This is a genomic window from Flagellimonas pelagia, assembly GCF_003584135.1.
In the GTDB taxonomy this organism is placed as follows: Bacteria; Bacteroidota; Bacteroidia; order Flavobacteriales; family Flavobacteriaceae; genus Flagellimonas; species Flagellimonas pelagia.
Genome location: NZ_QXFI01000026.1, coordinates 16,851 through 29,000, shown reverse-complemented (window position 1 = coordinate 29,000; position 12,150 = coordinate 16,851). Strand labels below are relative to the sequence as shown.

General features: G+C 44.4%; 5 protein-coding genes. All 5 read left to right on the top strand.

Annotated features, from left to right (window positions below):
- Positions 1-15: 15 nt before the first annotated feature.
- The 5 genes from D2V05_RS10190 to D2V05_RS10170 are packed head-to-tail and all read left to right on the top strand — an operon-like array spanning position 16 to position 12,141.
- On the top strand, positions 16-2,466 hold the full coding sequence (locus tag D2V05_RS10190; protein WP_119647485.1) for an ABC transporter permease: 2,451 nt from the start codon (positions 16-18) through the stop codon (positions 2,464-2,466).
- 39 nt (positions 2,467-2,505) lie between these two features.
- Entirely contained in the window at positions 2,506-4,923 is a 2,418-nt protein-coding gene (locus tag D2V05_RS10185) for an ABC transporter permease (protein ID WP_119647484.1), read from the top strand.
- 35 nt (positions 4,924-4,958) lie between these two features.
- On the top strand, positions 4,959-7,268 hold the full coding sequence (locus tag D2V05_RS10180; RefSeq protein WP_119647483.1) for an FtsX-like permease family protein: 2,310 nt from the start codon (positions 4,959-4,961) through the stop codon (positions 7,266-7,268).
- Positions 7,269-7,298: 30 nt separating this feature from the next.
- A complete protein-coding gene (locus tag D2V05_RS10175; RefSeq protein ID WP_119647482.1) occupies positions 7,299-9,698 on the top strand; it encodes an ABC transporter permease in 2,400 nt (799 codons plus the stop codon).
- A 28-nt stretch (positions 9,699-9,726) separates the two neighbouring features.
- Positions 9,727-12,141, top strand: a complete 2,415-nt coding sequence (locus tag D2V05_RS10170; protein WP_119647481.1) for an ABC transporter permease — start codon at positions 9,727-9,729, stop codon at positions 12,139-12,141.
- Positions 12,142-12,150: the final 9 nt, after the last annotated feature.

Sequence of the window (12,150 nt, the reverse complement as noted above, 5' to 3'; positions counted from 1 at the left end):
ACCAAACACAAAAACATGTTTTTCAACCATTTAAAAATAGCATGGAGAAGTATTTTTAAGAACAAACTCTTTTCTTTTATCAATGTAATCGGGCTATCCATTGGGCTTTGCGCCGCCATGGTCATCGGGGCCATTGTATACTATGACTTTTCCTTCGATAAGTTCCATCCGGACCAGGAACGTATCTATCGGATTGTCTCGGTATTCAAATCCAAGGAAAGTGAATTCTCCAACCGTGGGGTGGCCATCCCTTTGATGCATACCTTTCAGGAAGGTGTTGCGGGAGTGGAGGTTACCGCCCCCTTCATGAACGTCGGATTTGCCAAAGTAGAGAACAAAGAAGCCGATTTGAATTTTAGGAACGTTCAAAATTCAATCCTGGCCGACGATGCTTATTTTCAAATCTTTCAATATGAATGGTTGGCCGGCGATAAGCAGTCCGCTCTTTCTGCTCCAGCCCAAGTAGTGCTTTCACAAAAGAAGGCCGAAACGTATTTCCCGAATACCCAACTGGCCGATGTTGTGGGCCGCACCCTTATCTATAACGACTCCATAGCGGCAAAGGTTACGGGGGTTGTGGCCGATTTTAAAGAAAATACCGATTTTAAGTTCACTGAGTTTATGTCTTTGGCCTCGTCCAAAATGTTTGGTCAACAGGATATTGCCACGGATGACGAATGGAACAGCACCAGTTCCGGGGACCAACTTTTCATCAAGGTGAAAGATTTGGCCAGTATACCCGCTATCCAATCACGGTTGGATGCCCTTGCCGAGGAGCATAAAAACAATGAACCATGGGCGGTTGATGATCAGCGGTTGTTTCAGCTTCAATCTCTTGCCGAAATCCATTTTGGAGGGAAATACGGGGATTACCCCTTTAACAATTCCAACCATGTTGCCAGCATGTCGGTCCTCAAGAGCCTTGCATTTGTGGCTTTGTTCCTCCTGCTTTTGGGCTGTGCAAACTTCATCAATTTAAATTCTGCGCAAGCTTTGACCCGTGCAAAGGAGATTGGTATTCGAAAAACCTTGGGAAGTTCCAAAAAACAGGTGGTCCGTCAATTTTTAGGTGAAACTTTCATCCTAACGTCCATGGCGGCCCTATTGTCGCTATTATTGGCTCCAATGCTGCTGCGCCAGTTCGTTGATTTTTTACCTGCGGATATGGACCTCTCGGTGCTTTACAGTTTCAAAGGAATTTTTGGTATCCTAATTCTTATCGGGTTGGTAAGTGTGCTTTCGGGATTTTATCCTGCCTTTGTTTTGTCCAGATTCAAACCCGTCTCTGTCCTTAAGGGTCAATTTGCAAAGGGCGACAAAGGCGTTCGGCTCCGAAAGACCCTTACCGTCTTCCAGTTTGTGGTAGCACAGGTTTTTATTATCGCCACTATGCTGGTTGCCAAACAATTATATTTTGTAATGAACAAGGACATGGGGCTCAAGACAGATGCCGTTGCCTATGTGCATCTGCCTTGGAACGACAATTCCGAAGTGAAAAAGGAGCGATTGTTCAACATGGTAAAGGAAGTCAAAGGGCTGTCCAACATCAGTTGGGGGAACAATCCTCCGGCATCCAACAGTGTTTCCTCCACCATGCTCGCCTATTACAAGGATGGTGCTGAAATGCACCAAGAAACCGAAATGTTGTGGGGCGACCTCAACTATTTGAAAACCTATAATATTCCCATGCTGTCCGGAAGGGAACGATTGAACGACAGCATCAAGGAATATGTAGTGAACGAGGCTATGGCCAAGGCCTTGGGCTTTCAAAATCCTTCGGATGTGGTCGGTGCCATGTTGAAATTGGACACCATGAACATTCCTGTAGTGGGGTTGATGAAAGATTTCAACCAGCGTTCCCTGAGATCTAACATACGACCATTGGCCTTGACGGGAAATTGGAGGAACCAAGAGTATTCCAACTTCCGTAGTATCCATTTTGATCTTGGATCCAATTCCGAACAATGGCCGGAATCCATTAAAGAGGTGGAAAATGCCTGGGCCTCGGTTTACCCAGATGAAGAGGTCGAAGTGAGGTTTATGAGTGAAGTGGTGGAAGGTTTCTACAGAAAAGAGCGCAGCACTGTGCAATTGTTGAAATGGGCCACGGGGCTCGCCATCTTGATCAGTTGTATGGGGCTTTTGGGCTTGGTGGTCTACACCACGGAACGTCGGGTAAAAGAAATAGGGGTCCGTAAAGTATTGGGCGCCAATTTGGCCCAACTGAACTTTCTGCTGTGCAAAGAGTTCTTACTGTTAGTGGGTGTAGCCTTTGTCATTTCCGTTCCCATTTCATGGTACCTCATCCAAGAATGGATCCAGAGTTTCGCTTACAAGACTTCCCTGAGCTGGTGGGTGTTCTTTGCCAGTGGAATGGGTATGGTGCTGGTTGCCTTGATCGTAATCGGCGCAAGGACCTATAGGACCGCCAATATAAATCCGGTGGAAAGCTTAAGGACAGAATGATTTTATGCTGCCCTTCATGAACTAATAAAAACTTAAAGTATGTATAAGCTCTATCTAAAAATAGCGAGTCGATACCTCTTCAAGAACAAATTGTATTCTTTCATCAACATCTTTGGGTTGACTGTTGGGATTGCTTCCTTCATACTCATCATGTTATATGTGAACCATGAGCACAGTTATGATAAATTTGAAGGCTCCGACCGCGTGTATCGCGTATACATGGACTATCTTGAAGGAGGAAAATATGTTCCCGGAGATGCTAATGCCTACATTGTAAGTGGCCCCACGCTCCAAGAACAGTTTCCCGAGATTGAGGAATTTGCAAGGCTGAGGCGATTGGGTGAAGTGGTGCTGTTGCACGATGACGGGATTTTTGACCATAATACCGCTTCCTTGGCAGACCCTACATATTTTGATGTATTTGGTCGCTCTTTGGAAAAAGGGGATGTGACCAATGCATTGAATGAGCCCTATTCCATTGTACTGAGCACCGCTTTGTCAAAAAAAATCTTTGGTGACGCAGACCCCCTAGGAAAGACCTTGAAAATTGCAGGATCGGGCGACTTGTTGTTCGCCGTAACGGGGACAATGGACAACAAAGGGTACAATACCCATTTAAAAAACGATTTTCTGGTTTCCTTCAAAACCTTTTATACCTGGGAAAGATTTAAACAGGACTGGGATTATACGTGGAACCAAAATGCATATTTCACCTATATAAAGGTTGACAAAAATGCAGATGTTGCCCAGTTGGGACAAAAAATCATGGACTATGTCCCAGAAGGGCTTAAAAACGAAAGGCACCATATTGAACCCATTGAGGATATACACCTGTACTCCAACAAACCCTATGAGGCAGAAACCAACGGTAATGGCAATAATGTTCGGTTTTTGGCCATTATCGCCTTTATTACCTTATTGCTCTGTTGGATGAATTACATGAACCTTTCCAGCAGTAAATCGTTGGAAAGGGCCAAGGAAGTCGGCATTAGAAAAGTTGTTGGGGCCAAAAAACCTCAACTGGCCCTTCAATTTCTTTTGGAGTCGGCGTTGTTGAATATTATCGCCATTGTTCTTGCCGTGTTGAGTGTCTATATTCTGCTTCCAAGTTTTAATGCCCTAGTGGAGCAAGATTTAGGGTTGGACAAGGCACAATTGATGTCCCTTTTGCCCTATTTGGCCATTATGTTGGTCGGTGCTTCTTTGGCTGCTTTTTATCCCGCATTTGTACTTACCCGATTCAAGCCCACCAAGGCCCTGAAAGGAAAGGCACAGACCTCTTCTGGGGGAGCATTCTTTATCAAAGCTTTGGTCGTGTGTCAGTTCGTGGCCACTATCGCCTTGTTGATCGGCACCTTTATGGCCAATAAGCAGATCCATTTTCTCAAAAACCGCCCCATTGGGGCCAATTTGGAACCTGTCATCGCCTTAAAGGGACAAGTGCTCAACAAAGCATCCGACTCTTTGTTCAATATGAGTTTTGATTCCTTTGAGGATGAGCTCAGGAAAAACCCATATATCGCCGAGGTCACAGGAGCAGGAACCTATCCAGGAGATTCTTTTGACAATTTAAATTCCAATATGGGAATTACGTTCCCTAATGGGAAAACGGATGAGAAGCATATCTGGTACAATTATAGTGTTGGGCCCGAATATTTTGATGTAATGGGAATGGAATTCGTTGCTGGGGGCCCATTCGTACAAACCAGTCAAAAATCGAGCAACAATGTTGTGATCAATGAAAAGATGGCGCATTTCATGGAGGTCACTGATGTGGAAAGTGTTGTTGGGAAAACCATTAACTATTGGGGGGCAGATTGGACCGTGGCCGGGGTATTAAAAGATTACAACCATTCTGGAATGAAGTCACCTGTGGTACCAATGGTCATAAGACATAGAAGAAATGCCCAGAATGTTTTGGTGAAATTGAACAGGAAGGCCATGACCATGGGAAATACCCAAAAAGCTTTGGATGACATGAATAGGACATGGCACCAAGTCTTTCCGGTAAGCACCTACAATTACACCTTTTTGGATCAGAAATATGAGGCCCTCTTTAAAGATGAACAGAAGTTTGCCAAGGCTTTTCAGCTTTTTACCGTGCTCGCCATTCTGATTGCCTCCTTGGGGTTGTTCGGGCTAACATCATATACCTGCCTACAGCGCACAAAGGAAATTGGGATCAGAAAGGTAAACGGAGCGACCATTGCCCAAATCCTTTCCCTATTGAACAAGGATTTTGTGAAGTGGGTCGGGCTGGCCTTTGTCATTGCTGTTCCCATTGCATGGTATGCCATGGACAAATGGCTCAGTGTTTTTGCCTATAAAACCCCTTTGAGTTGGTGGGTCTTCGCATTGTCAGGAATATTGGCCTTGATGATTGCACTCCTTACCGTAAGCTGGCAAAGTATTAAAGCTGCCATGATCAATCCGGTTGAAAGTTTAAGAAATGAATGATCCCAATTAAAAGAACCATTAAATGAAAATGTGACATGTTAGGATTAAAATCATACCTGAGGCATCTTTCTAGGAACAAAATGTACACAACCGTGACCGTTTTGGGGTTTGCCCTGTCGCTCACCTTTGTGCTGTTGCTTGGGGTCTATATCCAAAATGAACTGTCCGTTGACGATTTTCACAAGAACAGAGACAGAATATACCGTTTGGAAAATGAAAGCGTGGATTTCTCACCCCCGATTGCGACCGATTTAAAACAAGAATACGCCGAAATTGAGGATTTCACTCGGGTGTTAAATGTTTCTGATAGAATATCCACATCAGGAAGCCAGAAAATAAAATTTGATTATTTGGGGGTCGATCCAAGTTTTTTCAACATGTTTTCTTTTCCCCTACTTCATGGCGAATCTGAAGATGTACTCCAGACCGAGGATGGCATTGTGCTCTCCAAATCCATGGCATTGCGGTTATTTGGCACCTCCAATGCAGTCGGAAAGTCCGTTTTCATCAATACAGACCATAAGTTTACGGTTACCGGTATTATGGACGACTTTCCAGAAAACACCCATTTTACCAAGCAGGATGCACTGGTCAATCTAGGTGCCTTTAAAAAACTCTGGGGCTTTGATGGTTTGTTTGAAGAGTATGGATGGTGCTCCATAAGCATTTATCTAATGGCCAAGCCCAATACCAACCTTCCTGCGAAGGCCCCACAGATTCTGGAGAATTTCAAAAAGAGTTTCTGGTTATATCAAGATGGTATTGCAAAAACAGTGGAGTTCACCCCATTGAAGGAACTGTATTTTAGCAATAAAGTAGGAAGTGGAACCAAAAGTAACAGCAGAACCATGGTCATGGTGCTTTCTGCCATCGTTTTCATCATCCTTTTGCTGGCCGTTGGAAACTATATCAACCTAACCATTGCACAGGCCACCTTTAGGGGCAAGGAAGTGGCAGTGAAGAAATTATTGGGTGGATCCAAGAAACAATTGATCCGGCAATTGGTAACCGAATCCTTTGTGCTGTGTTTTGCTGCCGTCTTAATCGCCTTTCTGTTTGCCAAATTGCTGGAGCCTACCTTGAATTCCCTCTTGGAAACCAATTTAAACCTCAACCAAGCCCTGACCCCAACCAACATTGTGGTGGCCCTTGGCATGCTACTCCTGATAGGTTTTATCTCCGGCATTGTCCCCGCTTTGAAGATTTCAGGCTTCAAACCCATTGAAGTAGTGAGGGGAGAATTGCGGACGAAGGCAAAAAGTGTCTATGCCAAGGCCTTCATCACGTTCCAATATACTGTGGCCATTTCCCTGTTGGCCTGCAGTTGGATCATTCTTAAACAAACGGATTATCTCAGAAACAAGGATTTAGGATTCAACAAGGACAATATTGTCCATTTAGAATATTTAGGAGGTACCAGCCAAAAAAAGGCCATTAAAGACGAGCTTCTCAAAATTCCGGGTGTAAAAGACGCTTCCATAACCTGGCAAAGTCCTTTGAGCGGGGGCAGTAACCAGACTTTCAATTACGAGGGGAAACCCGTCAGTTTTCAAGAATTTGCAGTGGATTCCGCATTTTATGATGTGTTTGACATCAAGGTCATGCCAACAGAAGTGGCCTATTCACCCAATGGGGTTGTCCTGAATGAGGCTGCCCTAAAGACTTTGGGCATCACGGACAATCCTGTTTCCTTCAAAATGGAAGAGAACGAGGTGCCTATTTTAGGGATCGTAAAAGACTTCAATTTTAAACAATTACGCGACAATATTGGGCCTCTCATGTTGCGTCATCAAACACCCGAATTTTTTGCGGACAATATTTTTTTAAAGGTGGACGGGCAAGGAATCGTAAACACCATCAACCAGGTAAAATCTACCTACGCAGGGATTGTCGGTGACGTGGAATTCGATGTCCAATTTGTGGACGAGACCATAGATCAATGGTACAAAAAAGAAGAACGCACAGGAAAGATCATCAGCTACTTTACTTTTTTGGCGGTCATCATCTCCTCCATGGGCATCTTGGCCATGGCCACTTTCTATATGCAGCAACGGAAAAAAGAAATTGGCGTGAGAAAAGTGAACGGTGCCACCATTGGTGGTGTAATGATGCTTTTGAACAAAGATTTCGTGAAATGGGTGGCATTGGCATTCCTGATCGCCGTACCCCTTTCTTGGTACGCCATGCATAAATGGCTCGAAGGTTTTGCCTATAAAACAAATATGAACTGGTGGGTATTCCTGTTTGCTGGAGTACTAACCATGCTTGTGGCTTTGTTCACGGTAAGTTGGCAAAGTTGGCGCGCGGCATCGGCAAACCCAGTGGATGCATTAAAGCAAGAATGATTTTTTGGTGAAAACGATAATGAAACAACTATGAACTATTTAAAATTAGCATTCCGCAGGTTGTTCCGAAAAGGGGAACATGCCTTTACCAGAATCATATCTTTGACCGCAGGGCTGGCATTCGGGATATTGCTCCTTTCTGAAGTGCTGTACTATTATAGTTATGATAGTTTTTACCCGGATGCCGACCGGATTTATGTGGTGCATGAAAATTTCAAGATGGACAAATCCTCGGACAAATTGGAAAGTTTCCCAAGGGTCAGCGGGGCCATTGCTCCGGGCCTTAAAGCAGAAGTGCCAGGTATAGAGGCGGCTACCCGTCTCAACTCCATTGGTGATCACGTTATCTATACTGATGACTTGAACAGTTACGACGCCAGCATTTCCCTAGCTGATGAACATTTATTCGATGTGTTGCCCCTCCCCATGGTAAGTGGAAATCCCAAAGAAATACTTAATAGTCCTATGACTTGTATGGTCTCCCAAGAAATCGCCGATAATATGGGAGGCAATGTTGAGGGGAAGGTTATTGGCATAAAGAATTATCCTGACAAAAAGCTTACCATTGGTGGTGTCTTCGAAACCTTGCCTGAGAACACAAACTATACATATGACATCTTGGTTTCCATGGTATCCACCGAGCAGTTCACATGGGACGGTACCAACAATTGGATGGGCAATGACAGGTATTATGCCTGTGTTAAGCTGAGTCCTGGGACTAATCCGAAAGATTTGGCCCATGCTGTTCGTGCCATGCAGGTAAAGCACCAGGATATTGAAAAAATGGAAGAGGAACAACAAGGAATCGTACTGCAATATTCCTTCATGCCCATCAAGAAAATACATGTGGACAATGTGAAGGACATGATTGTTATCCTCTCCACTATTGCCCTTGCCGTACTGTTCGTCTCCTTGATGAACTATATACTGTTGACCATGGGAACATTGGTTACACGGGCCAAGAGTTCCGCCATACACAAAACTTGTGGGGCCGAGACAAAGAATTTACAGCAAATGATTTTTTCCGAAACCGCTGTCCTTTTCCTTGTTTCCATTGTAGGCGCCATACTTATGATATGGGCACTTAAACCTATGGCCGAGGCTCAATGGGGACACAGCCTTTCTTCGGTATTGAATCCATACGTTATTGTGCCATTGGCCTTGCTTGTGGTGTTTCTTATTTTCATTACCAGTTATTTTCCGGGACGGTTTTTTTCACGTGTCCCCGTGGCCACAGCTTTCAGGGACTACCAACAAAAAAGAGGGAAATGGAAACTGGTCCTGTTGTCTTTCCAATTTGTGGGGGCCACATTTATCCTCACTGTTCTGGTTATTGTGACACTACAGTACAACAGTATGAAAAATGCCGACCATGGTTATATCACAGAAGGGGTCTATTATGGCTCTACCGAGGGCATGGATGGCAACAAGCTGTCGACCGTATTAAATGAACTAAGGGCCATGCCCGAGATCGAAACGGTTGGTTTGGGTTACGATGTGCCAATCAGTGGTGCCTCCGGAAACAATGTGCTTTCACCTGATGAAAAACGAGATTTGTTCAATGTAGCCGATTTTTATGAAGTGGACAGCAATTATCTTTCCATATTGGGCATCAAAGTAGACGAAGGAGAGGATTTTACCAACAAAGAGGCCGTTGCCAATGATGTGCTCATCAGTAAAAAAGGCGCCGAGTTGTTAAAACTGAACAACAGGTGGACCGATGGTGTCGTGGGAAAACAGATTACCATCTCCGAACATGGAAACACGACCATCCGTGGGGTATTCCCTAATTTTGTGGTTCGATCGATTTCTGACCCTGATGTGAGGCCCTCTGTGTTTTTTTATCTGCCGGAAGAAAAATTTGAGCAACTCAAAATTGAAAATCCATCCATGTCGTTCAATATCATGGTCAAAGCCCATGAAGGGGCTCAAGAAGGGCTTATAAACAAAATTACCGAAGTCTTTAACTTAGGCTTCCCACATGATGATGCAGAGATCAAAAGTCTTGAGGCCGAACAATTGAATGCCTATAAGGGCCAAAAAGGATTCCGCAATGCCATGCTCATTGGAAACATCATCATCCTATTGGTTACCATCATCGGATTGCTCGGCTACACCTTCAACGAATCTACCCGGCGCAGAAAAGAACTTGCCATTAGAAGAATTAACGGAGCAACCCTCTGGGACATATTAAAAGCATTCATTTCCGATTTGGAATATGTGGCCTTACCCGCTGTTCTCCTTGGATTGATAGGCGCTTGGTTTACTGCGGACAAATGGATGCAAAATTTTGCTTTCAAGGTTCATCTGCATTGGGGACTCTTTGCTGCTTGTAGCCTATTCATATTACTATTGGTGGCATTGATTGCGGGTATAAACTATACCCGTACAGCCAACCAAAATCCAGTGGATGCCCTAAGGCAGGAATAATTAAAAATTCATCATTAAAAAACACACCATGATTAAGAACTATTTAAAAATCGCTTGGAGGAATTTGGTCAAGAACAAGGTGTTCACGTTGGCGAACATTGTGGGGCTTACGTGCGCTTTTGCGGTGGCCATCCTTTTGACCATGACGGCCCTTTTTGAACTTTCCTATGATCAATTTCATGAGAACAAGGACTCTACCTATCAACTTTACCTTTCCAACCAAACGCCAAGAGGCCCGGAAATCAGCGTATCAAATCCTGTTCCCTTGGCCCCTGCGCTTAAAGAAGAGGTGACAGGGATTAAAAACATTGCGCGTTCGGTAAGCGAGGACGTTCTGATAACATACAATTCCAAAGAATTGAGCCTGGATGCCGAATATGTTGACCCTTCGTTTTTTGATATTTTCACCTACCCCACCCTTATGGGGAATTCCAAAAATCCCTTGCCCAACAAGAATTCGGTAGGGATTACCGAAAAAGGTGCAAAAAAAATATTCGGAACCACAGATAACATAATTGGCAAGACCATTTCCCTAAAAATAGGGAGGGAAGAACAGCCCTTTACCATTGCTTCCGTACTGGCGGACACGCCCAGCAACAGCAGTGTTGACTTTGAAATTGTGGTGCCTTTCGAGAACCATCCCGAATATATCTCCAGCAAAGACCGCTGGGACTCACAGTTCCATCCCATATATCTTCAACTGGAAAAAGGGGTTTCCGTGGCACAGTTTGAGAAAAACACGATTCCCTTTACGGCCCTTCACTACAAGGGAGGCATAGAAAGCGATATTCGTGATGGTGCTGTTCCCGATGCCGATGGGAGATATAAACAATTTCATCTGATGCCCATTACCGATAGACATTTTGCTTCGTACACTACAGGAACCGCCAAAGTAATCCGTATTTTTCCATACATGATCTTGGGAATTGCCTTGGTGATCATATTCATTGTAAGTGCCAATTTCATCAATATGAGCATTGCCCTTAGCGAAAAACGATTGAAGGAAATTGGTATGCGCAAAACCTTGGGGGCCATTAAAAAACAACTGTTCTTTCAGTTTTGGTTGGAAAGTCTTTTGGTCTTCGCCGTATCCGTACTATTGGGGATGGTGGTAAGCAATCTGCTCCTAAACCCGTTCAAAACACTTTTTAACACCAAGGCTTCCTTTGCCGACGTTACACAGCCTAGTGTGCTTATCCTTTTTACCCTTGCCGTCTTCATCATTACACTCATTGCGGGTGGCTACCCTGCCCTGTTAATGAGTAAATTGGGTACCCTTAGGGCCCTGAAGGGAAAATTGGATGTGGGCAAGAACCGATTGCGCAATGGTTTGATCGTCCTTCAGTTTACCATTGCCATTCTTTTGATCACGGGAACCTTGGTACTTCATGGTCAAATTGAATTTATGCGCAACAAGGATTTGGGGTACAACAAAGAGCAAGTAATCTCCATCCCCCTAAATGGAAAAAAGAACGGTTATAGTGTAGTGGACCTACTCCGTGATGAGCTCAAAGACAATCCGGATATCCTCAGCGTTTCTGGGGCCGACAACAATTTGGGGAGAGGCCGAGATGGCAGTCAATCCAGCAGCATGATGGGTTTTGACTATAAGGGGCGGGGCGTAGTTACCAATGCCTTGACTGTAGACTATGACTATGTAAAGACTTTGGACCTACAGTTGGTTGCCGGGCGTATGTTCGATAGGGATTTCGCCACCGATAGCCTTAGCTTGGTCATCAACGAATCCATGGCCAAACAGCTTGGGGACGAAGACCCACTTTCCATAACCATTCCCATGGATGACAATGTTACCTATTCCGTAATCGGTGTGGTCAAGGACTTTAATTTTCAAGATATTAGCAGAAAAATACAGCCTTTGACATTGTTCATGAACAAAGATTGGGACCTTTATTATGCTTATGTGAAAGTAGCTCCGAAAAATATTGCCAACTCCTTCGATGCCGTCAAGAGTGCCTGGGAAAAAGTTGAGCCGCAGGCAGAGTTTTTGGGGTCTTTTTTGGATGAGAACGTGGACCGTACTTTTAGGCGGGAAAAGACCATGGCGACCATCATCACCAGCGGAAGCATCCTTGGGATTTTATTGAGCTGTATTGGTCTGTTTGCCATTTCCATGTTGGTAGTGGCGCAGCGCACCAAGGAAATAGGCGTGCGTAAAGTAATCGGTGCCAGTATCTCTTCAGTGGCCTTGCTTCTCACCAAGGATTTCTTGAAATTGGTGGCCATTGCCTTTTTGATCGCCACACCAATTGCTTGGTACTTTTTGAATGAATGGCTGCAGAACTATGCCTCCCATGTAAGTTTAAGTCCCCTGTTCTTTTTGGGAGCCGGACTGTTGGCCACCCTCATTGCCTTTATTACTGTGGGAACACGTACCATAAAAGCTGCCTCCGCCAACCCTGTAAAAAGTTTAAGAACCGAATAAAACCGACCG